At 73.5% G+C, this 20,883-nt stretch carries 21 protein-coding genes; 12 read left to right on the top strand and 9 right to left on the bottom strand.

Annotation, left to right across the window (positions count from 1 at the left end; all coding sequences use genetic code 11):
* Nucleotides 1-166 precede the first annotated feature (166 nt).
* Complete coding sequence (eccD, locus tag EAD89_RS14565; RefSeq protein ID WP_121676061.1) at nucleotides 167-1,564, top strand: type VII secretion integral membrane protein EccD; 1,398 nt, start codon at nucleotides 167-169, stop codon at nucleotides 1,562-1,564.
* 50 nt (nucleotides 1,565-1,614) lie between these two features.
* On the opposite strand, the gene EAD89_RS14560 is transcribed toward eccD, so the two are convergent.
* Entirely contained in the window at nucleotides 1,615-2,802 is a 1,188-nt protein-coding gene (locus EAD89_RS14560; protein WP_121676060.1) for a type VII secretion protein EccE, read from the bottom strand.
* A 162-nt stretch (nucleotides 2,803-2,964) separates the two neighbouring features.
* On the opposite strand from EAD89_RS14560, the gene eccB reads away from it, so the two are divergent.
* The 8 genes from eccB (at nucleotide 2,965) to EAD89_RS14520 (ending at nucleotide 9,756) form a co-directional block, all read left to right on the top strand.
* Entirely contained in the window at nucleotides 2,965-4,458 is a 1,494-nt protein-coding gene (gene eccB / locus EAD89_RS14555) for a type VII secretion protein EccB (protein ID WP_121676059.1), read from the top strand.
* 120 nt (nucleotides 4,459-4,578) lie between these two features.
* Nucleotides 4,579-4,947 (top strand): hypothetical protein, encoded by a 369-nt coding sequence (locus EAD89_RS14550; RefSeq protein WP_121656678.1) that lies wholly within the window; start codon nucleotides 4,579-4,581, stop codon nucleotides 4,945-4,947.
* Complete coding sequence (locus tag EAD89_RS14545; protein WP_121676058.1) at nucleotides 4,940-6,247, top strand: WXG100 family type VII secretion target; 1,308 nt, start codon at nucleotides 4,940-4,942, stop codon at nucleotides 6,245-6,247. The genes EAD89_RS14550 and EAD89_RS14545 overlap by 8 nt, the downstream gene beginning before the upstream one ends.
* A 202-nt stretch (nucleotides 6,248-6,449) precedes the next feature.
* Nucleotides 6,450-6,809, top strand: coding sequence for a hypothetical protein (locus EAD89_RS14540; RefSeq protein WP_121676057.1), 360 nt, complete (start codon nucleotides 6,450-6,452; stop codon nucleotides 6,807-6,809).
* A 163-nt stretch (nucleotides 6,810-6,972) separates the two neighbouring features.
* Nucleotides 6,973-7,833, top strand: a complete 861-nt coding sequence (locus tag EAD89_RS14535) for a hypothetical protein (protein ID WP_233578664.1) — start codon at nucleotides 6,973-6,975, stop codon at nucleotides 7,831-7,833.
* Between the two features lie 125 nt (nucleotides 7,834-7,958).
* Nucleotides 7,959-8,300 (top strand): YkvA family protein, encoded by a 342-nt coding sequence (locus EAD89_RS14530; protein ID WP_121652599.1) that lies wholly within the window; start codon nucleotides 7,959-7,961, stop codon nucleotides 8,298-8,300.
* 31 nt (nucleotides 8,301-8,331) lie between these two features.
* Nucleotides 8,332-8,739: a pyridoxamine 5'-phosphate oxidase family protein gene (locus tag EAD89_RS14525; protein WP_121676056.1), complete on the top strand. Its 408-nt coding sequence runs from the start codon at nucleotides 8,332-8,334 to the stop codon at nucleotides 8,737-8,739.
* A 354-nt stretch (nucleotides 8,740-9,093) separates the two neighbouring features.
* A complete protein-coding gene (locus tag EAD89_RS14520; RefSeq protein ID WP_121676055.1) occupies nucleotides 9,094-9,756 on the top strand; it encodes a C39 family peptidase in 663 nt (220 codons plus the stop codon).
* Nucleotides 9,757-9,766: 10 nt separating this feature from the next.
* On the opposite strand, the gene EAD89_RS14515 is transcribed toward EAD89_RS14520, so the two are convergent.
* Nucleotides 9,767-11,092, bottom strand: a complete 1,326-nt coding sequence (locus tag EAD89_RS14515; protein WP_121676054.1) for an aromatic acid exporter family protein — start codon at nucleotides 11,090-11,092, stop codon at nucleotides 9,767-9,769.
* A 169-nt stretch (nucleotides 11,093-11,261) separates the two neighbouring features.
* Here EAD89_RS14515 and EAD89_RS14510 point away from each other — a divergent pair, with 169 nt between their 5' ends.
* On the top strand, nucleotides 11,262-11,867 hold the full coding sequence (locus tag EAD89_RS14510) for a hemerythrin domain-containing protein (protein ID WP_121652595.1): 606 nt from the start codon (nucleotides 11,262-11,264) through the stop codon (nucleotides 11,865-11,867).
* A gap of 70 nt (nucleotides 11,868-11,937) precedes the next feature.
* Here EAD89_RS14510 and EAD89_RS14505 read toward each other — a convergent pair whose 3' ends face one another.
* The gene (locus EAD89_RS14505) at nucleotides 11,938-12,120 is read right to left on the bottom strand and encodes an antitoxin (RefSeq protein WP_074316295.1); all 183 of its coding nucleotides are present in this window, start codon (nucleotides 12,118-12,120) and stop codon (nucleotides 11,938-11,940) included.
* Between the two features lie 201 nt (nucleotides 12,121-12,321).
* Here EAD89_RS14505 and EAD89_RS14500 point away from each other — a divergent pair, with 201 nt between their 5' ends.
* Nucleotides 12,322-13,455: an AI-2E family transporter gene (locus EAD89_RS14500; protein WP_121676053.1), complete on the top strand. Its 1,134-nt coding sequence runs from the start codon at nucleotides 12,322-12,324 to the stop codon at nucleotides 13,453-13,455.
* Here EAD89_RS14500 and EAD89_RS14495 read toward each other — a convergent pair.
* Nucleotides 13,450-14,127 (bottom strand): dienelactone hydrolase family protein, encoded by a 678-nt coding sequence (locus EAD89_RS14495; RefSeq protein WP_121676052.1) that lies wholly within the window; start codon nucleotides 14,125-14,127, stop codon nucleotides 13,450-13,452. The genes EAD89_RS14500 and EAD89_RS14495 overlap by 6 nt on opposite strands.
* A gap of 170 nt (nucleotides 14,128-14,297) precedes the next feature.
* Here EAD89_RS14495 and EAD89_RS14490 point away from each other — a divergent pair, with 170 nt between their 5' ends.
* Entirely contained in the window at nucleotides 14,298-14,477 is a 180-nt protein-coding gene (locus EAD89_RS14490) for a hypothetical protein (protein WP_074319115.1), read from the top strand.
* 106 nt (nucleotides 14,478-14,583) lie between these two features.
* Here the strand turns inward: EAD89_RS14490 and EAD89_RS14485 are convergent, their stop codons facing one another.
* From EAD89_RS14485 to EAD89_RS14465, 5 genes are all read right to left on the bottom strand, one after another.
* On the bottom strand, nucleotides 14,584-16,956 hold the full coding sequence (locus EAD89_RS14485; RefSeq protein ID WP_121676051.1) for a glycoside hydrolase family 65 protein: 2,373 nt from the start codon (nucleotides 16,954-16,956) through the stop codon (nucleotides 14,584-14,586).
* Nucleotides 16,953-17,756 carry an HAD family phosphatase gene (locus EAD89_RS14480; RefSeq protein ID WP_121676050.1) on the bottom strand — a complete coding sequence of 268 codons (804 nt, stop codon included), beginning with the start codon at nucleotides 17,754-17,756 and terminating at the stop codon, nucleotides 16,953-16,955. The genes EAD89_RS14485 and EAD89_RS14480 overlap by 4 nt, the downstream gene beginning before the upstream one ends.
* Nucleotides 17,757-17,816: 60 nt before the next feature.
* A complete protein-coding gene (locus EAD89_RS14475; protein ID WP_121676049.1) occupies nucleotides 17,817-18,281 on the bottom strand; it encodes a DUF4442 domain-containing protein in 465 nt (154 codons plus the stop codon).
* Between the two features lie 62 nt (nucleotides 18,282-18,343).
* Complete coding sequence (locus EAD89_RS30755; RefSeq protein WP_199733507.1) at nucleotides 18,344-19,390, bottom strand: hypothetical protein; 1,047 nt, start codon at nucleotides 19,388-19,390, stop codon at nucleotides 18,344-18,346.
* Between the two features lie 95 nt (nucleotides 19,391-19,485).
* Nucleotides 19,486-20,781: an ABC transporter ATP-binding protein gene (locus EAD89_RS14465; protein ID WP_121676105.1), complete on the bottom strand. Its 1,296-nt coding sequence runs from the start codon at nucleotides 20,779-20,781 to the stop codon at nucleotides 19,486-19,488.
* Between the last annotated feature and the right edge of the window lie 102 nt (nucleotides 20,782-20,883).

Genomic DNA, 20,883 nt, shown 5'->3' with positions numbered 1-20,883 from the left:
TGTCTCCTCCCCAGAAGCGGCCTCAACGACCTGCCGTCGCGGACCGAAGTCCGCGGGTGGGCATCGTACGTGCCCGTCATCGTAGGTAATCTCCCGTGGGCGCGGTGGACCCGCACCGCGCGGCACCGCGGGCCAGCTGATCGTAGAAGGACACCAGGAGGCCACTGTGGCAACGAAGACGGCGACCGGTGGTCTGAGCCGGATCACCATCGTGGCTCCCCGTACCCGAATGGATCTGGCCCTGCCGTCGGACGTGCCGATGGCCGACCTGCTCCCCACCCTGCTCCGCTACGCCGGGGAGGACCTGGCGGACGAGGGCGTGCGGCACGGCGGGTGGGCACTGTCCCGGTTGGGCGGAGCGCCCCTGGACGGCGGGCGTACCGCCGGGCAGCTCGGCGTCCGCGACGGCGAGGTGCTCTACTTCAACCCCCGGTCCGCGGCCGCGCCGGAGGTCGTCTTCGACGACGTCGTGGACGCGGTCGCCACCGCCACCAACCAGCGCCCGGGCGCCTGGCAGGTCGGGACGACACGGTCCTTCGCGGTGCTGTTCGCCGCGGCGGCGCTCAGCGCCGGTGCGCTGGCCGCGCTCTTCGCCGGCCCGCCGCACCTTCCCGGCGCGCTGGCCGCGCTGCTGGTCGCGGTGGCGCTGCTGGTCGGCGCGGCGGTGCTGTCCCGGGCCGCCGGTGACAGCCGGACCGGCGCCGTGCTGGCGATGGTGGGTCTGGTGCACGCCGGCATCGGCGGCCTGCTGCTGCTCGCCGGCGATCGACCGCTGACCGACCTGGCCAGCCCGCACGTCCTGCTCGCGGCCACCGCGGTGGTGGTCGCCGGGGCGGTCGCCGCGCTGGCCGTCGGCGACCGTTACCCACTCCTCTTCGCGGCGCTGGGCGTGGGTGCCGCGATCGGTCTGGGCGCGCTGCTCTGCCTGGCCTTCGGCATGGATGCGCCCGGCTCGGCGGCGGTGGTGGCGGCGATCGCGTTCGGCGTGGTGCCGGCGCTGCCGATGGTGGCCTACCGGCTGGCCCGGCTGCCGGTGCCGTCGATCCCGACCGGCCCGGAGGACCTGAAGACCGACAGCGAGTCGGTCGACGGCCGGCAGGTGCTCCAGCAGAGCGAGCGGGCCGACGAGTTCCTCACCGGTCTGCTGTGGACGGTGTCGCTGCTGGTGCTCGGCGCGCAGCTGGTGCTCGCCCTGGACGGACGCCTCCCGGCGGTGCTGCTCTGCCTGGTGCTGGCCCTGCTCTCGCTGCTGCGGGCCCGTCCGCTCCTGGGCCGGGCCCAGCGCACCCCGGTGCTGCTCACCGGCACCGTCGGGCTCGGCCTGACCGCCGCGGGGACCTTCGCGAACGGGTCGCTGCCGGTCCGGCTCGGCGTGATCCTCGGCGGGCTGCTGCTGGCCGCCGTGATCAGCCTGATCTACGGGCTGACCGTGGCCGGCAAGCCCATCTCCCCGGTCTGGGGCCGACTGCTCGACATCGTCGAGATCATGCTCATCATCGCGCTGGTTCCGCTCGCCGTCTGGGTCTGCGGCCTGTACGGCTGGATCGTCAACCTGCGGCCCTGATCGAGGGGCCGCAGGCCAGCGAGCCGGACGGCTGGTCGGCGGGCGGACGGTCAGCGCGGCTGCGGACGGACCGAGCCGCCCAACGTGGAGGCCACCGGCGCGCTGGCGTAGACGCCGGGGCCGTGCTGCCCGTCGACCGGCCGAGCCGGCGTACCGGCCCGCTGCGCGATGTCCCGGACTACCTTGACCAGCGCCTCGACGTGGTTGTCCATCGCCGCGACACGCAGCAGTGGGGCCGCCACCCGACCGTCCGGCGACACCGCCGCGGCCACCGTGTGCGACGGCGCGGAGGTTGCCGTGATCGCGTCCACCAGCGGACCGAGCGGGGCGTCCGACCGGCCCCGCAGGGCCAGGCAGCGATGCGTCCAACCGCCGCCGCGCAGCCCCAGCCAGGTCTCCGCCGGTGGCTCCGGCACCAGGTCCAGCCCGGCGGCGGAGACCACGGCCGCGCGCAGCTCGTCGCGGCTCAGAGGCCGGTGGGCCAGCCCGGCGGCGGTCAGCGCCTTGCCCAGCCGGCCGATCCCGGCGGCCAGCGTCCGGTGTACGCCGGGCAGCCCGCCGCCCCGGCTCACCGCCTCGACCCGGGCGTCGCGGACGGTGAGCCGCAGTGCGACCCACACGGTCCGGTGCGCGGCCGGCGGCGCACCGGGCGCCGGATACCAGACCAGGGTGTGCGCGACGACCTGGGCCCGGGAGACCGGGGCGGCGAAGTCCGTGAGCACCCGCAGCGCCTGGTCCACGGTCGACGCCTCCACCGAACCGACCACCGCGCCCGTGCTGGGCTGCAACGCGACGGCCGCGAACCAGCCCTGGTCGTCCTGCCCGATGCCGAGCCGGGTGCCCCGGTCGGTCAGCTCGATGACGCTCAGCTCGGGAGCGAGCGCGGCCAGGCGCGGGTCCGACGCCGCGCCGCCGGCCAGCGCCGCCGCCGCGCGTTCGCGCCGCCGGCGCAGACGCCGACGCAGCAGCAGGTCCTCGAACCACCAGCGGCCGCCCCGGCGGGCGAACACGGCCAGGACGATCAGCGCCGCCACCGTGCCCACCGCGGCGAGCACCCAGCTGGGCCCGGCACCGGCGGCCCAGACGGCGACCGCGCACAACTCCAGCACGACGAGCTGCCCGACCAGCACCGGACCGACCCGTCCCCGGCCGGGCCGGTCGGCCGGCGGCGTTGCCCGCGCCGGGACGTCGGACGGGTTCGTGGCCACTCGGGCGGGTCGCGCCTGGACCTGCGTCATCGGTGACTGTCCCTCCTGCACGGTACGGCTCCACGCCGGGTCGGTCCGGCGCCGGCCACGGGCGGTGGTCCCAAGGACCCGCCGTCGGCCCCTTATCGTAGGGAAGCCCGCGACGGCACTCCGACCCTGATCGTCGCGGATCCACCCCGCCGGAGGTAAGTCATGCGGACCCGCCGCGATCAGGTGCAGGCGTACCGCTTCGTCACCCGCCGGATCGTCTCCGCGTTGCTGTCGGGCGATCCGGAGACCACGAACCTGCCGATGCGACGGCTCGGCATGGCCGTCTTCGGCAGTGTGATCGCCGCCGCCGTGGTGCTCGGCGGGGTCGGCGCCTACGGCCAGTTGACCGGGAACACCGCGCCGCTGGAAGAGAACACGCTGGTCATCGAACGGGAGACCGGCGCGACGTACGTGTTCGTCGAGGGGCAGTTGCACCCGACGCTCAACTACACCTCGGCCCGGCTGATCCTGAACGAGGCGGATCCTGCGGTCCGCACGATGTCCCAGGCGTCGCTGCGGGACCGGCCGCGCGGCCGCACGGTCGGCATCGTCGGCGCGCCGGACGCGTTGCCGGACCGCAAGTCGCTGACCGGGCTGCCGTGGTCGGTCTGCGACGTGCCCGACCCGGCCGACCCACGCCGCTCCACCACGCGGGTGGTCATCGACCGGGCGCTGCCCGGCGGCACCCCGCTGGGCGACCGCGCGGTGCTGGTCACCGTGGACGGTCAGCGGCACCTGCTCACCGGCAACGCCCGCCTCCAGGTGCTCGGCGGCGACCAGGCGATCGCGGCGCTGCGGATGACCGGGACGGCGGCGCTGCCGGTCGGGCAGCAGCTGCTCAACGCCGTACCGGCCGGGCCGCCGTTGCGGAAGCCGTCACTGCCGGGTCAGGGCGACCGCAGCGGGTTGAGCGTGGGCGGCAGGCCGGCGAACGTCGGTCAGGTGTTCCGGGCCGCCGGGCAGCACTACGTGCTGACCCGGGAGGGACTCGTCTCAATCTCTGAGATCACCGCCCTCCTGATGATCAGCGGCGGCGGTCAGATCACCGACATCACGCCGGATCAGGTCGGCCGGCTCTTCACCGACCGGCGGGTGGACGAGGAGGGGCTGCCGCAGACGCTGCCCACCCTGTACCCGGCCCGGACCGGGCAGACACTGCTCTGCGCGACGTACCGGGCGGGCAGCGGCGGCGGGCCGCCGACGACCACCGTCGAGGTCTTCGACCGGGCACCGGCGGAGCTGACCGCGAGCGAGCCGGGCCCGGTGCCGGTGCGGCAGACCTCCCGGGACGCGGTGCGTACGGCCGAGGCCGTGCTGCTGCCCGGCGGCAAGGGGGTGCTCGCCCAGGCTGCCCCCGGCGCCGGGACCAGCGGATCCGGCGCCGCCGGGTCGACGGTCTACCTGATCAGCCCGCAGGGCGTCCGCTACCCGCTCGGGTCGGGCGAGACGCTGGCCGTGCTCGGCTACGGCGGGGTCACCCCACTGGCGGTGCCCGGCTCGCTGCTCGCGTTGATCCCGACCGGGCCAACCCTGAGTCGGGAGGACGCGTCGACCTACTTCGCGCCCGGCGGCGCGCCGTCGGCCACGCCGGCGTCGGGTCCGACGCCGTCCACCTCGACCAGCGACGCTCCCGCGGGCGACGGCACGGGCGGTTGAGTGTCCACCGCATCGATCGGTGCCGACGACTGAGCGGGCCGCACGGGTCGCCCCGGATCGCACTGGTGGACTAACCTGAGGTCGCTGACGGTTGTCAACCAGAACGACGGGGATGTTGCCATGACCGGGCGTACGGAAGTCGACCTGCTGTCCCTTGAGGACTTCCACAAGCACCTGGCCGCGCGGCTGAGTCAGGCCGAGTCGGTGCTGCGCAAGCTCAACACCGAGATGCAGTGCAGTCCCCCGGCGTTGGGCTCGTTCACCGACGCCACGCACAACGCGCGCCGCTACAGCGAGGTCCACCAGTCCTATGTCGAGCAGGCCGAGCGGCTCCGGCAGGCGGTGCAGGCCGCGCAGCAGGCGACCAGCATGATCCTGACCAACTACCGCACCGCCGAGGCGCGTAACGCGGCCAACGCCACCGACATCACCGCCGCGCTGACCGGGGTCGACCGGGCGTTGCAGCCGAAGGGGGACGGGCGTGTCTGAGTACACCCAGCGCTACCAGGGCAGCAGCCACCAGCAGCTGTACGACGCCGTGATGGCCGGCAAGCCCGAGCAGATCGACGGCGTGGCCGCCCAGTGGGCCTCGCTCAAGGGCATCCTGGACGGTCTCGGCCGGGAGCTGAGCGGTGACCTCGAGAAGCTCGGCAACACGTGGACGGGCTCGGCAGGTCGGGAGTTCCAGCGGCGGCTGGCGCTGATCGTCGCCCATTCCGAGGCGCTGGGCGAGGGGATGGCCGGGGTCAAGCAGGCGCTGACCATGATGGCCGGCCAGTTGCGCACCGCCCACAAGCAGGCGGAGAGCCCGGACGAGACCGACGACAACGACAAGGCGGTCTCCGGGGCGCTCAAGGGCGCCGCCTTCGGGCTGCCCGGCGCGGTCGTCGGGGGCATCATGGGCCACCAGCAGGACAAGCAGGAGCAGGAGAAGGCCCACCAGCGGATGGTGAACGTGGTGGCCGAGCTGGCCGCCGGTTACGACCTCTCCGCCTACGACCGGGTGGTCAACCCGCCGCCGCCCGACCCGGACACGCCGAAGACCACCAACGACGACACACCGACGCCCCGCAGCGTCCCGGCCACCACCACGCCGTCCGCCGCGCCCAACGCCACCCACAGCACCGCACACACCGGCGGCGCGACCATCGCGACGCCCGACGGCGTCGCCCCGCCTCCGGTCACCGGCGACGGGTCCGGCACCGGCCAGGACGGCACCGGTCCGGACGGCGCGGGCACCGGCGGCACGCCGGCCGTGGCCACCGGCCCGGGGAGCGTCGGGGGTGGCTTCACCACGTCCCTCGCCGGTGCGGATCCAGTGGTCGGCGGCGCGCTGCTCGCCGGCGGCGCCGCCGGGCTGGCCGGTCTGTCCGGGCCCACCACCGCGGCCGCCAGCGCCGGCGCCGGGCCGGGTCTGCACTTCGGAGCGCAGGGTGGGGCGCCGGCCGGCGGCGTGCTGCGGACCACGGCCCTCGCCGGTTCAAGCAGCACGCCCACCACCCCGGTCCGAGCGACCGGTGGCGCGGCCGCGGCCGAGACCCGCGCCGCCACCGGGGTCGGGCGCAGCATGGACGGCCGGCGCGGCGAGTCCACCACCGGCCGGTCGGCTGCGGCCGGACGGCAGGGCGCGTCGGGCGGCAGCGGGGCGAACCGTCCGGGGGTGCTCGGCGGGCACGGCCGGTCGGAGGCCGACGAGTCCGACGAGCGGATGACCTGGCTGACGGAGGACGAGATGGTGTGGCGGGACGGCGGAGAGGCTCCGCCGTCGGTGCTCGGCACCGGCGACTGATTCCCGTCCGCCGGCGGCGCCCTGCCTGTCGGCGGTGCCGCGCGAACGTGTCGTGGTGGCCCCTGCCGGATTCGATCCGGTGGGGGTCGCCGCCGTTTCGGGTGCCGGCAGCTTCGTCCACTGTGCGCGTCGTGGCGACGGTCACGCCCGAACGGGCGGTTGCCGAGCTGCGTTGTGACGGGGCGGACGTTAGGTTGGTCGGGTGTCCTCCGCAGCGCCCGTCCGCCCAGCCCGCTGGGCGGTGCTGCGGTCACTGCGGGAGCTGACCCGGCTGGCGGTCACCGCGCTGGTGCTCGCGGTCGGCCTCGGCGGCGCCCTGGCCGCGACCCCGCCTCCGGCGCCGACGCAGCTGCGGCCCAGCGTCGTGAGCAGCCGGGTGGAGACCCTCCGGCCCGATGCCGTCCCCGCCGTCCAGCGGGCCAGCCGGCCGGCCGCGTCCCGACCCGCCAGCGCTGTCGACACCGCCGCGGCGACCGGCCCGGTCACCGAGGGCCCGGAGCACGCGCCGGCCGATGAGCCGGGGCGTGGCATCCCGCCCCGGCGCGGCCCGCCCACTCGCTGACCCCGGCCGGTCACCGGCCCGCGATGCGCGCGGCCCCGTCGGGCTCACCCGTCCGGAGCTCCCGTCACCGCCGTCGGCCGTTGCCAGGCCGTCACGCCGGCCGGAGTTCCCCATCTGGTGACCAGCCGGAGCGGGACCGCCAGCGGGCCATCCACCTGCGCCGATGCCGACGCAACACCCGTCCGCCGCCACCCGTCGACACCCGTCGTTCGACCGTGAGGTGCTGATCATGCAGACCGTCCTCTCCACCGTCCTGCCCGACGTGCCCCGGGCCGCCGCCATCTGGCTGAGCCTTCTCGGGGTGGTCGCGGTCACCGTCGCCGCCCTGCTGGTGCGCCCCGGCCGACTCCGTCTCGATCCGGGCGCCCGGATCCGCCGCGCCGCCATGCCCAGTCAGCTTGAGCAGGCGCAGGAGGAACGGGAGCAGAGTCGCTACGCGCAGGAGGTCGCGGTGGCGGCCGAGCGGGCCACCACCACCGCCCAGCGCCGCCGGGCGGAGTGGGTCGCCGCGCAGGAGGAGGTCGAGGCGGCCTGGCAGGCGTACGAGGCGGCCGAGGCGGCGGTCCGGCGACTCGGCGCCGCGGCCGCGATGCCGCTGCCGCACACCGCCCGGACCCCGGCGGAGTACGTCGACCGCGAGCGCTACCTGCACCGGGCCGCGCTGGACGCGTACTGGCGGCGGGAGCTGTCGGTGGAGCAGCTCAGTGACGTGTTCGCGCACCGCGACGGCTGGGACCCGCGGTTGCACCCGGTAGAGCAGGAACTGGTGTTGCAGCGGGCGATCCGGGACAATCTGGCCGCGCGGCACGCCGCCGCCGGGGAGCGGGAGCAGGCCGCGTGGCGCGCCGCCGAACTGGCCGTGGCCGCGGCTCGCAGCCTGCGGGAGGAGGCCCACGCGGCGACCCGACCGCGGGTTGCGGAGTCGGCCTCGGTGCTGCCGCTGAGCGAGGTCGTCCCGTCGGTCGAGCAGACCCGGGAGAACCAGGTGGTCGCCCGCGGCCGCGCGGCGGTCCCCGCGTTCTGACCGCTCGGCACGACGTGACCGGCCGACCGGCGGCGCGTTCGGGCGGAAGACCGGACCGGCGATGGCGACCGCGTGCCGGCAGCCGTCACCGGGCCATGCGGGCTTCGGTGGGTTAGCGTGACGGAATGTCCCGACAGGCGTGGGTCCTCGTGGTGATCGCCGGCATTCTGGCCATCGCCACACTGGTCGGCGCGGTGGTGCTGGCGGTGCGGGTGGTGCGGACCCGACGGCTGCTGACCGGGCTCGGCGCAGGCGGCAAGGTCGCCTTCTACGGGGCGCTGATCTACACCATCTTCCCGGTCGACCTGCTCCCGGATCCGATCTACCTGGACGACATGGGCGTTCTGGCGGGGGCTCTGATCTACCTGACCCGGCTGGTGCACCAGCGCCGGGCGGCCGGCCGCCGGCTGCCCGGGCAGCCGGACGCGCCGCCGGACCCGGACCGGACGCGCCGCTCCGTGCCATGATCGTGGTCGGATCGGCGGACGGGGGACGGTCATGGCGGGCGATCACCGGTTGGACGTACGCGACGAGCGTGTCGCCGCGTTCTGCGCGGAACGGCACCTCGCGACGCTGACCACCGTGCGCGCCGACGGCACCCCGCACGTGGTGCCGGTCGGGGTCACCCTCGACCCGGCAGCCGGGCTGGCCCGCGTGATCACCTCCGGCACCTCCCGAAAGGCACGACACGTGGCGGCCGCGGGCGCCGCGGGCATCCCGGTGGCGGTCTGTCACGTGGACGGCCGGCGCTGGTTGACCATCGAAGGGCGGGCGGTGCTCCGCTCGGACCGGGCCGCCGTCGCAGAGGCGGAGCGCCGCTACGCCGAGCGGTACCGGACTCCGCGTCCCAATCCGGAGCGGGTGGTCATCGAGATCACCGTGACCGGCCTGCTGGGCAGCCTCTGAAACCGGCGCGCCTGATCGGCCCCGTCGGTCCCCGCAAGCCACGGCTCCCCAACGGTGACCGTTTCATCCTGGTATGAGCGGATACTGTTCGGCGTCACCGCCGCCGACGGCCATCGTGAGCGTCGGCACAAATCCCCCGGAATCCCGCCCGACCGGCGGCCGTTGCACCCCGTGCGCGACGTGCGTGCCGGGGGAGCGGACGGCGGAATGCCCGCCGGAGCAGGGCCGTTACACCCCCGGTAGGCCCCGGCCTAGACGGCCGCGGGTCGTCGCCCCTGATGAGCCGAGCGCCATTCCCGGTGCTGCCGCCCTCCGCAACTCGGAGGCGCCGACCCCCCGAACGGAGACTCGACCATGAATCCGATCATCCAGAAGAGCGGTCTGTCCGTCGCCGGCATCCTGGTCGCCGGCGGCTGTGCCCTCGGCCCGGCCGTGTCCGCGCAGGCCGTCCCGGTGCAGGGAGCACCGACCACGGCGAGCCAGGGCGACCGGAGCGGTCAGACCGGCCGTTCCGCCGAGCGGATCCTCGGCATCGACTACCAGGCCCAGCCGAACTTCTACTACTGCGGGCCCGCCGCCACCCGCATCGCGCTGTCCGCGCAGGGCAAGGCGCTATCCCAGGACGAGGTGGCCAAACTGCTCGGCACCACCGAGGCGGGCACCCCCTCGGCCCTGGACACCACGCGGGTGCTCAACGAGCTGACCGGCGGCAAGTACCGGACCACGGAGATTCGTGACTCGGTGGCCCGCCCCGAGCAGGTCGAGCAGCTGCGCCGGGACGTGCTGGCCGCGGTGGACGCGGGCCGACCCGTGGTGGCCAACATCAAGGGCACGACCGTGGACATCGACGGCAACCCGCACTCCTACGAGGGCGGCCACTACCTGACCCTGGTCGGTTACCGCGACGGTGGCGACATGATCCGGATCGCCGACCCGGCCGACCCGGCGCTGGGCGAGTACTGGATGAGCCTGCCGAAGGTCGCCAACTGGATCGCCGAGCGCGGCTACTCCTCCTGACCCTGCCGTTTCACCGGGCCGGTCTCCCCCTGTCGGGGAGGCCGGCCCGATCGTCGTTGCGCCTACGGGCGGCGAGGTGCGACCGCCGTCGGGCCCGGGTCGCCCGGGTCGGCCGGGAGCGGTGCAGGTGTCGCCGGGCCGGCGGATGGATGGCCGCCTCCCCAACGCCGGCCGCCCGGCGCACGGCCGTGTTCGCGTCGTCCGGGTCGCAGCCGGCGGCACGGAGCAGATCGCTGGCCGCGGTTCGCAGGCCGGTGACGAGGGCCTCACCGAACGAGCCGACCCCGGTTGCGGCGGCCCGCCCAGCCAGTTCGGCGCACTGCTCGACCAACTGTCGGGTGCGCTCGGGGTAACTACCAACCCGGCACTCCCTGCGCATCTCCGCCGTCGCCCGGCCCAGTCGGGCTATCGCGTCCGGCAGCTCCGGTGGGATGGTCTCGTTGTACTGGAGTGCGGTGGCCGACCAGCGGGCCATCCCGCGGCTGTCCAGCAACAGCCGCTCCAGTTGCCCGGCGGTGCGGGCGTACTCGTGGTACTGCTGGCGGCGGTGCCAACGGGCCGGAGCGATCGTCACCACCTCCTCCGCCCCGCTCAGCGCCTCGTGCAGCCGGCTGAGATCACCCTCGGTGCCGCGGAACCGCTCCAGGACCCGCATCGCCCGGTCGGCGTCGCGCTTCCGCAATGCCTGCGACAGCTCGTCGAGCTGCCCGCAGAGGATCTCGAAGATCGGCGACGCGGCCCGGTCGAGCACCCGCAGTGGGTTGACCGGCAGGAGCAACGCGACCACCGCCAGGCCGACCACGCCCCCCACCAGCGCGTCGAAGATCCGGGGCAACTCCAGACCGCGCTCCATCGGGGCCAGCGTGGAGATCAGCACGGCGGTACCGCCGGCCTGACCGACCAGTTGGCCACCCTTTCCGGCCACCAGCAGCGCGCTGGCGATGGCCAGGGCGACCACCGCGCCGGTCTGCCACGGCCCTGAGCCGAGGAAGAAGCGCAGCGTGTCGCCGATGACGATGCCCAGGCCCACGCCGGCCAGCAACTCGAAGGTGCGCCGGGCCCGCTGCCCGATGGCGGTGGCGATCGTACCGACGGCGGCTGCGGGGGCGAAGACGTGCGCTCCGGGACCGAGCAGCTGCTGCGCGATCAGGGCGGCGAGCCCCGCGGCCAGCCCAGCCTGGATGGCGATCACCAGCGTGAGCTCCCACTGCCGGGCTCGGACCCGGCCGGCCTGCCCGCCGCGGTGCCGCACCCGCTCGACAGCCTGGCCGCCCCGCTCGGCAGCCTCGTCGAGGCGCGACCGGTCGCTCTCGGCTGGTGGGCGATCATCGGCCATGGCGGGGGTTACCCGGACGTCACGGGGACAGTCGTCCCCATCTGCCCCGCCGGCACCAGCAGACCACGGTCTGCCCGTGAAATCCATCGGTGGGTGTGGGTTTGTCGAATGGTTGCGGGGTACCAGGCCGCACACACCCACCGATCCGCAACCGGTAAGGGGCCGTGAGATGACCAACCCGCAGAGCACCGAGGACCAGGATGTCGTCGACCTCCTGGTCGCCGACCACCGTGCGGTCGAGACACTCTTCGTCGAGCTGGAGACCCGGCAGGGCACCCCCGAGTACCGTCGCCAGCTCGTCGACGTGGTGATCGCCGAGCTCGTCCGCCACTCGGTGGCCGAGGAGATGTACGTCTACCCGACCGCGCGCAAGGCGCTCCCCGACGGCGACCAGATCGCCGAACACGAGATCACCGAACACGCCGACGCCGAGCGGACGATGAAGGAGCTGGAGTCCGTCGACCCGTCCGACCCCCGCTTCGACGACGTGCTCGCCCGCCTGACCAGCACCATCCGACACCACGTACGGGACGAGGAGAACGAGCTCTTCCCCCGGCTGCGCGCGGCGACCGCCCGGGAGGAGCTGGTCGAGCTGGCCGACAAGGTGACGGCGGTCAAGGAGATCGCACCGACCCGACCCCACCCGAGCGCCCCGGACCACCCGCCGGCGAACAAGCTGATCGCCCCGGGCACCGGCCTGGTGGACCGGGTGCGCGACGCGCTGAGCGGCCGACCGACCTCGATGCGCGAGCTGCGCGAGAAGAACCAGCACTGACCCGCCGCCGATCCGGCCAGGACAACCCGGGCCGCCGCGTGCACGACGGCCCGGGAGGCGGTCCGGCGCGTCAGCGGACCTGGTCGCCCTCGCCGGTACGCGCCTGAGCCTGGTCCACACCCTTGTCGATCTGGTCGTCGTACTTCCCGCCGGTGCGCTTGTCGGCCATGTCGCCGGCCTTGTCCAGCCCCTGGTCCACCTGCTTGTCGTGCTTGTCCGCGAAATCCTTGGCCTTGTCCATGAAGTCACCCATGGCGCTCCTCCTCCACTCCGGTCACTCCTGTCAGCGTTCCCTGGGTCGGGTAGCGCAAACCGGTCAGTCCGGACGGCGGAGCCTGCCGCGGGCCGTCCGGGCCACACCCGCCACGCCGACCGGTCACCCGCCGTTGGAGCGGTACGGGTGTCGGCGCACGGCCGGCCGGGTACCGACCTCGCGAGATCGAGGAGGACCGACATGGTGGCAGACGAGCCCGGGGCGGGCACCGGGGCGACAACGGGCGGCCCTGGGCCGCGCCAGGCATGGGCGGGGCTTCCCTGGCTGGTCCGGACCGCGGTGTTGTGGAGCGCCTGCCTGGTGGTGGTCGTCGTCGGGCTCTACCTGCTGGGCCGGATCGCCGTGCTGCTGGCGCCGTTGGCCATCGCGCTGGCGGCCACCATCTTCCTCACCGCGCTGCTCGACCCGGTGCTGCTCCGGCTGCGCCGGTTGCGGCTGCCCGCGTCCCTGGCCGCGCTGCTCACCGTCCTGCTGCTGCTCGGCATCCTCGTGGGGGTCGGCGCGCTGGTGTGGAACCTGACCGCGAGCCAGTTCGACCAACTCAGCCAGGAGCTGACCCAGGGACTGGACCGCAGCCGGGACTTCGTCACGTCCACCCTGCCCGTCACTGACGCGCAGCTGGACCGACTGGTCGACCAGGCCCGGCAGGGGCTGAGCGGCAGCTCCCCGGACCCGGTGGCCGGCGCCCGGACCGTGACCGAGGTGCTGGGCTCCGCGCTGCTCGCCCTGGTGCTGCTCTTCTTCCTGCTCAAGGACGGCCGCTCGATGTGGCACTGGGTGCTGTCCCGGATGACCGGCCCGAACCGGCCCGTGGTGGCCGAGGCCGGCAGCGCCGGCTGGCGGACGCTGGGCGCGTACAGCCGGGGCACGATGCTGATCGCCGCGATCGACGCGATCGGCATCGGCCTGGCCCTGGTGGTGTTGCGAGTGCCGCTCGCCCTGCCGCTGGCGCTGATCACCTTCCTCGGCGGGTTCGTGCCGATCATCGGCGCGACCGTGGCCGGGGCGGTGGCGGTGCTGGTGGCGCTGGCCGCCAACGGGCCCACCACGGCGCTGCTCACCCTGGCCGCGGTGATCGCCGTGCAGCAGATCGAGGGCAACCTGTTGGAGCCGTTGGTCATGAAGCGGCAGGTCCGCCTGCACCCGGCGGTGATCCTGGTGGCGGTCACCGCCGGCACCCTGATCGCGGGCATCGCCGGCGCCTTCGTCAGTGTCCCGATCACCGCCGTCCTCTGGCGCATCGTCGACACCGTCCAACGCCACCGCACCGCCCCTCCCGCGGTGGAGGTGTCGGGCACGCCGTCAACCTCATGATCGACGCGAGGGGGCGGTCGTGCGGCTGAGGTGCGTGGTGAACCAGGTGCCGGCTTGGTCGGCGACCTGCTCCAGGGTGCCGGGCTCCCCGAAGAGGTGGGTGGCACCGGGCACCACCCGCAGCTCGCCGACGTCCCCCAGCTCGGCCAGCGCCTGCTCGTTGAGCGCGATGACCTCCTCGTCCAAGCCGCCCACGAGCAGCAACGTCGGGGTCCGTACCTGGGCCAGAGCGCCGCCGGCCAGGTCGGGTCGACCGCCCCGGGACACCACCGCGGCCACCCGGTCCGCGCGGGACGCCGCCGCGACCAGGGCTGCCGCGGCACCCGTGCTCGCTCCGAAGAGGCCGATCGGCACGTCACCGGCGGGGCGCTCGGCCGCCAACCAGTCGACGATCCCGGCCAGCCGGCTGGCCAACAGCCCGATGTCGAACCGCAGTTCGGCGGTGCGCGCGTCCACCTCGTCCTCGGCCTGGGTGAGCAGGTCCACCAGTACCGTGCCGAGTCCGCGATCGTTCAGCGTCTGTGCCACCGCCACGTTGCGCGGGCTGTGCCGCGAGCTGCCGCTGCCGTGCGCGAAGAGCACCACGCCCACCGGCTGCGCGGGCAGCATCAGGTCCGCGGGGAGTTGAGCGTCCCCGACCGGGATGGTCACCGTGCTGCGCTGCTCGTCCATGCCCCACCCTTCCCGTGCTCGCCTGTGCTGGGGGTACCCAACCCGTCGCGCCGCACGCACCCAGCCGCGTCGACCGTGGGTGGTGTTTGCCGGGTGGGCCGTCGGGTAGGCGAGGGGCGACCGCAGACCGTGTCGGCGCAACCGCGCCCCGACGGATCGCGAGGATCGCCATGGCCCAGCAGCAGACGTCGCGGCAGCAGCAGATGGATGAGCGGAACCGGCGGGAACAGGACGCCGAGCGAAGCCGGGACTGGGGGGACGAGGCCGCGCAGGCGCGGACTCCCGAGGATCCCCGGGCGATGGCGCCCAGGGACGCGTTGGGACGCCCGTCCACCGGCGAGCCCGTCTGACGCACCGGCCGGGTCCACCGACGGTCCGGGGCCGCCCCGGCGCTCGACCGGCGAGGGCCCACCTGAGATTTCGACGGCTGGGGCGGGAGTGATCCCGCCCCAGCCGTCACTGCTCGTGCTCGGGCAGCCGCAGCAGCGGCGACCTGCCCGGCGGCTGCTCCGGCGGCGGCCCGGACGGATCGGCCGGCGGCACCGGCACGGTCACCGGCTCGTCGCAGGTGACCCGCAGCACCTGGTCGTGGTGGCGCAGCTCCACCACGTCATCCGGGCCACCGTGGCGCAGCGAGTACGTCGTCTGGTGCGGCCGCACGTCCACCCGCAACGCCAACCCGCGCCACTGGAGCGAGAACTCCAGCCGGCTGAGTCGGCTGGAGAGCCGGGGCGCGAACGACAGACGACCATCGTGGTCCCGCAGTCCGCCGAGCCCACCGACCAGGGCGAGCCACGCCCCGGCCAGCGAGGCCATGTGCACGCCGTCCCGAGTGTTCTCGTTGAGGTTGTGCAGGTCCATCAGCGCGGCCTCGCGCAGGTAGATGTGCGCCAGCTCGGGATGGCCCACCTCGGCGGCGAGCACCGCCTGGGTGCAGGCCGACAGTGACGAGTCGCGTACGGTGCGGCGCTCGTAGTAGTGGAAGTTGCGCACCTTCTGGTCGGGGGTGAACGCGTCCCCCCGCCAGTGCATGGCCAGAACGAGGTCGGCCTGCTTGACCACCTGCTTGCGGTACAGGTCGAAGTAGGGGTAGTGCAGCAGCAGGGGGTACTTCTCCGCCGGCGTGTGCGCGAAGTCCCACTCCTGGAGCCGGGTGAACCCTTCCGTCTGCTGGTGGACCTGAAGCTCCTCGTCGTACGGGACGTGCATCGAGCTGGCGGCGTCCCGCCAGCTCGCCGCCTCCTCGTCGGTGACCCCGAGGTTCAACGCCTCATCCCGGTAGCGCATCACCACGTCGGCGGCGGCGTAGAGGTTCCGCTGCGCCATCAGGTTCGTGTAGATGTTGTCGTTCTTGATCGCGGTGTACTCGTCGGGGCCGGTGACTCCGTCGAGGTGGAACCGCCCGTGCCGGTCGTGGTGGCCGATCGAGCGCCACAGTCGGGCCGTCTCCACCAGCAGCTCCAGCCCGATCTCCCGTTCCAGGTCGGTGTCCCCGGTGACCAGCACGTAGCGGCGCAGCGCGTCGGCGATGTCGGCGGCGATGTGGAAGGCCGCGGTGCCGGCCGGCCAGTACCCGGAGGATTCCGGACCTTCGATGGTCCGCCAGGGGAAGGCCGCGCCCTTGAAGTTGAGTGTCTCGGCCCGCTCCCGGGCCTGCTCCAGAGTGCTGTATCGCCAGTGCAGCGCGTTGCGCACGGCGCTCGGCTGGGTGTAGGTGAGCACCGGCAGGACGAACATCTCGGTGTCCCAGAACGCGTGCCCGTCGTAGCCGGGGCCGGTCAGCCCCTTCGCCGAGATCGGCCGACGCTCGGCCCGGGCGCCGGCCTGGAGCACGTGGAAGAGGCCGAAACGGACGGCCTGCTGCACCTCCGGGTCACCCTCGACCCGCACGTCGGCCGCGTCCCAGAACTCGTCGAGGTAGCTGCGCTGCTCGCGGCAGAGGCCGTCCCAGCCGTCCAGTCGGGCCCCGGCCAGCGCCGCCCCGACCTGGTCGCGCAGCGCGGGAAGCGAGCGCCTGCTCGACCACCCGTACGTCAGGTACTTGACGATCCGCAGTTTCTCACCGGGCTTGAGTACACAGGCGATCGTGGTGCGGACCCAGTCCTCGTACCCCTCGGACTCGATGGTGGTGCGGTCCGGGCCGTGCACCTCGTGTTCCATCGCGGCGGCCACCCGCAGGCCGGACACCTTGGTGCGGTGGATCAGCTGCCCGCCGTCCGGCGTGGTCAGCTCCTCCTCGGCCTGCAACGGCGACTCCAGCACCGCGGCGACCCGGGGGTCCTTGCTCTGCGCGGGCAGCGTCTCGTTGGCGACCAGCTCGGACTGCACGATCAGCCGGAGCGGACCGTCGACGGCCTCCACCTCGTAGTTGATGGCGGCGACCGATCGCTGGGTGAACGACACGAGCCGGGTGCTGCGAACCTTGACCTCCCGGCCGGCCGGCGAGCGCCATTGCAGCTCCCGGTGCAGGGTGCCGGCACGCATGTCGAGGATCCGCTCGTGGGAGAGCAGCTCGCCGTAGCGCACGTCGAGCGGTTCGTCGTCGACCAGCAGCCGCATCAGCTTGCCGTTCGTGACGTTGACGATGGTCTGCCCGGACTCGGGAAAGCCGTATCCGGCCTCCGCGTACGGCAGCGGACGCAGCTCGTAGAACGAGTTGAGGTACGTGCCGGGCAGGCCGTGCGGCTCGCCCTCGTCGAGGTTGCCGCGCAGTCCGACATGCCCGTTGGAAAGCGCGAAGACGGACTCCGACTGGGCCAGCACGTCCATGTCCAGCCGGGTCTCCCGGACGTGCCAGGGCTCGACCGGATAGGCCCGTTCCCGGATCACGCCAGGCCCCGCTCTCCGGTGGGGTTCGTGACGGCGGGCGGTGGCGGTGGGTCGACGTCGCCCGCGTCGAGCAGGTCGGCGAGGTCGGTGACCACGATGTCGGCGCCGTGCGTGCGCAGCTCGTCGGCCTGCCCGACCCGGTCGACGCCGATCACGTAACCGAAGCCGCCGGCCCGACCGGCGGCCACCCCGGAGAGCGCGTCCTCGAAGACGGCGGCCTGCGCCGGGTCGACGCCGAGCAGCCGGGCCCCGGCCAGGAACGTGTCGGGGTACGGCTTGCCGCGCAGGCCCTGAGCCCGGGCCACCAGCCCGTCGACGCGCGCCTCCAGCAGCCGGTCCAGCCCGGCGGCTGCGACGACCTCCCGCCCGTTGGCGCTCGCGGTCACCACGGCTCGGCGCAGCCCGGCGGCGGTCGCCGCCTCCAGGTAGCGCACCGATCCCGGATAGACGTCGACGCCGGCGCTACGGAGGCGCTGGAGCAGCAGGACGTTCTTGCGGTTGCCGACTCCGTTGACCGTGTCGGCGTCCGGCGGGTCGTCCGGGCTGCCTTCGGGCAGCACGATCCCGCGGGAGGCCAGGAACGACCGGACGCCGTCGGCGCGGGGTCGACCGTCGACGTAGCGGTTGTAGTCCGGGCCGGGGTCGAACGGCTGGAACGGCTCACCGGTGGCTGTGGCGCGCTGCCGCAGGAACTCGTCGAACGTCTCCGTCCAGGCGGCGTTGTGCACCTTTGCGGTCTGCGTCAGCACACCGTCGAGGTCGAAGAGACAGGCGGTCACGTGAGCAGGTAGGCCCAGCACGCTACGAATCTAACCATCCGTCCGGGTTGGCAAACCCGTTTCCGCCGCCACCGGCGCGGCTCAGTTCGGCCGCAGGGTCCAGATCACGGTCATCGCCGAGGTGGGCGTGCCGTCCTCGGTGGTGATCTCCACCTCGACCGGGAACTCGGGCCGTCTGCCGGACTCCAGCTCATCGACCACCTCAAGAGCCGGCCGGCCCAGCCGCGCGGTGGCCAGCACCGGCCCTCGTGCCAGCTTGCGATAGGCGATCTCGGCGCGGACGGCGAGCGGCACGGCCCGGTCCAGCAGCTGCCCGAATGCTGCCAGCACCACCGCGCCGGAGGCCGTCTCACCGAGGGTGAACATGGCCCCGGCGTGCGGCCCGCCGACGTGGTTGTGGGTGGCGGGCGAGTCGGGGAGCCGGACGACCGCCCGCACCCCGCCCGCCGCCTCGGGCGCCACCTCGACGAACTCGAACCCGAGCGTACGGGCGAACGGGACCGCTTCCAGCATGCCGGCCGCCACCTGGCGAGAGTCGATGGTCATGACCTGACGTTACTAGCCGGTAACCATGGCGGCAACCAGGGATTTCCCGGCCCGGACGGTGCTCAGAGGTTCGCGATGGTCCGCAGGATCTCGGCGTAGAAGTTGCCGTCGATGCTGCGGAAGAGGGCGAAGTCCTGCCCCGGGTCGCCGAAGAACGGACGCAGCGTCCAGGCCAACTGGGTGCCGACGAAGCCGAAGAGCAGGATCCAGATGTAGAGCAGGGTCATGCTGGCCGGCCGCTGCGTCGGCTCGCCACGCCGCACCGGGGGGCTGGCCCACGGACGGTGCGGCTGCCCGTAGCCGGGGGGCAGCATGCCGGGCGGGAACGCGGGGACGGCCGGCTGTCCGCCCCACTGAGCGGGAACCTGTGCCGGAACGGCCGGCGACCCGGCGTCGGGGGCGGCGCCGTTCGGGAGCGTACCGGCGGACCCGGCCGACCCGGCTCTCGCCGACACGGTGACCGGCTCGGCGACCACGCCGGCCGGCACCGCGGCGGCGGGCACGGCGGCCGGCGCGGCAGCGGTGGGCACGGCGGCCGGGGCGGCAGCGGTGGGCACGGCGGCCGGGGCGGCCTGCGCCGGGGCCTGAGCCTGGGCCGCCTGCGGGGCGAGCAGGCCGTGATCGTTGAGCACCTGCATCCCGCCGGTCAGGAAACGCAGCCCGACGAGCGCGGACAGGGTCAGGATCGCCACGTTGAGCAGCTTGAAGAAGCCGTAGTCGGGCGCGGTGATCAGGAAGAAGAGGCTGATCGGCGCGAACGCCACGGCGAGCATCGAGGTGACCGTGATGGCCACCATCACCAGCGCCAGTGACTGGCGCACCGAGAGGCGGGCACCGAACACCAGATTGAACAGGTAGAGCGTGGGCAGGCAGATGGCCAGCGTGACCAGGAACAGCAGCGGCAGCTTCAGCGCGGAGGTCAGCGCCATCAGTGGGCTGTGAAAGGCGCCCAGCACCGCCCCGTAGCAGGCGAGCGCGATGGCGGAGCTGGCCAGCATGCGCCCGGTCAACGCGTTCAGGTCACGCTCGGCGACGATCTGCTGCCAGATGCCCTGCCGGTCGCGGAGGATGCGCTCGATGACGAGCGGGCTGGGACGGTCACCCGACACGGGTGCACCCCTCTCGGTGGGTCTTGCACAGTGGACTGGGTGCGCAGACCGTAGGACACCGGCGGGTGCCGCCGCCACCCCGCTCCGGCGTGGTGTCAGCGCCACCCCACGTCGATGCGGCCACCGCGCTCGTCGAAGAAGTGCAGCGCGTCCATCCGGACCGCCACGGCGAGCGGGTGACCTGCGGCGACCGCCGGGTAGGGCGCCAACCGCACCGCCAGCTCCGCCGGGCGGCGGTGGTGCCGACCCGGGTCAGGAAGGACGCTCGTCCGGGTCCCACCGGCGGCGTCGTCCGCCTCCGGAGTCTTGCCGGCCAGTCGCTGCATCACCGAGCTGAACCGGCGCAGACCGCGCTGGCCCACCGGCGGATCGTCCAGCCGCGCGCCCATCTCGTCGACCACGATCGCGGTCGCCCCGATGTCGAGGAACGCCAGCGACTCGTGCCCGTGGTGCTCCAGGTAACGGATCCGGCCGCGCAGCACGTCGCCGGGGCTGTCCGGGGAGACCGGGGTGAGCGCCTCGGCCCGCATGCCGACCACGATCCGCTCGCCGTGGTAGTGCGCCACCGCCCGGCTGCGGATGTCGTCCCAGGGCAGGTAGAGCGACTGCTCGCCAAGGTTGAGCGTGACGTACCGGTCCAGGTGCACGTAGACCGACGCCTCGAGAAGGTTCATCCGCGGGCTGCCCAGGAAGGCGGCCACGTAGAGCGTCGCCGGCCGGCCGTACACCTGGGTGGGGGTGCCCACGTCCTGGAGCACGCCGCGGCGCATGATCGCCACCCGGTCGGCCATGGTGAGGGCCTCCGCCTGGTCGTGGGTGACGTAGACGGTGGTGACGCCCAGCTCCCGGGTGAGACCCGAGATCTCCGCACGCAGCTCCGCGCGCAGCCCGCTGTCCAGGTTGGACAACGGCTCGTCCATCAGGAACAGACCCGGCCGGCGGACGATGGCCCGACCCATGGCGACGCGCTGCCGCTGACCGCCGGAGAGCTGACCCGGCTTGCGGGCGAGCACGTCGCCGATGCCCAGCGCGCTGGCCACGTCGGTGACCCGCTCACCCCGCGGCGTCGGCTCCATCCCGGCCAGGCGCAGCGGGAACGCGATGTTGTCACCCACCGTCATGTGCGGATAGAGGGCGAAGTCCTGGAAGACCATCGCGATCTTCCGGTCCCGGGGTGGCAGGTCGTTCGCGAGCTCGCCGTCGAGCAGCACCGCGCCCTGGGTCGGGTCCTCCAACCCGGCGATCATCCGCAGCACGGTGGACTTGCCGCAGCCGGACGGGCCGAGCAACACCATGAACTCGCCGTCGTTCACATCCAGGTTGATGCTGTCGACGGCCAGCGTGCCGTCCTTGAAGATCTTGGAGACATCCTTGAGCGCGACGGTGGTCACCGTCTCCTCCCCCAGCTCGTTGACCGAACTCCAGAAGACTGTGACCAGGATCATTGAATTCGCACATCGGGTGAACGTCTCATGTTCGATCGATGTCGCTGC

It is taken from the genome of Micromonospora sp. BL4 (assembly GCF_003667505.1).
GTDB lineage: Bacteria > Actinomycetota > Actinomycetes > Mycobacteriales > Micromonosporaceae > Micromonospora.
This window is presented reverse-complemented; position numbering and strand designations above follow the sequence as displayed.

Coding starts and splice junctions, on each gene's coding strand:
- EAD89_RS14475 (WP_121676049.1), bottom strand. CDS start 18,281: ATGACCATCGACTCTCGCCAGGTGGCGGCCGGCATGCTGGAAGCGGTC.
- EAD89_RS14550 (WP_121656678.1), top strand. CDS start 4,579: ATGACCGGGCGTACGGAAGTCGACCTGCTGTCCCTTGAGGACTTCCAC.
- EAD89_RS14535 (WP_233578664.1), top strand. CDS start 6,973: ATGCCGACGCAACACCCGTCCGCCGCCACCCGTCGACACCCGTCGTTC.
- EAD89_RS14560 (WP_121676060.1), bottom strand. CDS start 2,802: ATGACGCAGGTCCAGGCGCGACCCGCCCGAGTGGCCACGAACCCGTCC.
- EAD89_RS14490 (WP_074319115.1), top strand. CDS start 14,298: ATGGCCCAGCAGCAGACGTCGCGGCAGCAGCAGATGGATGAGCGGAAC.
- EAD89_RS14505 (WP_074316295.1), bottom strand. CDS start 12,120: ATGGGTGACTTCATGGACAAGGCCAAGGATTTCGCGGACAAGCACGAC.
- eccB (WP_121676059.1), top strand. CDS start 2,965: ATGCGGACCCGCCGCGATCAGGTGCAGGCGTACCGCTTCGTCACCCGC.
- EAD89_RS14495 (WP_121676052.1), bottom strand. CDS start 14,127: ATGGACGAGCAGCGCAGCACGGTGACCATCCCGGTCGGGGACGCTCAA.
- EAD89_RS14515 (WP_121676054.1), bottom strand. CDS start 11,092: ATGGCCGATGATCGCCCACCAGCCGAGAGCGACCGGTCGCGCCTCGAC.
- EAD89_RS14530 (WP_121652599.1), top strand. CDS start 7,959: ATGTCCCGACAGGCGTGGGTCCTCGTGGTGATCGCCGGCATTCTGGCC.
- EAD89_RS14525 (WP_121676056.1), top strand. CDS start 8,332: ATGGCGGGCGATCACCGGTTGGACGTACGCGACGAGCGTGTCGCCGCG.
- EAD89_RS14520 (WP_121676055.1), top strand. CDS start 9,094: ATGAATCCGATCATCCAGAAGAGCGGTCTGTCCGTCGCCGGCATCCTG.
- EAD89_RS14500 (WP_121676053.1), top strand. CDS start 12,322: ATGGTGGCAGACGAGCCCGGGGCGGGCACCGGGGCGACAACGGGCGGC.
- EAD89_RS14510 (WP_121652595.1), top strand. CDS start 11,262: ATGACCAACCCGCAGAGCACCGAGGACCAGGATGTCGTCGACCTCCTG.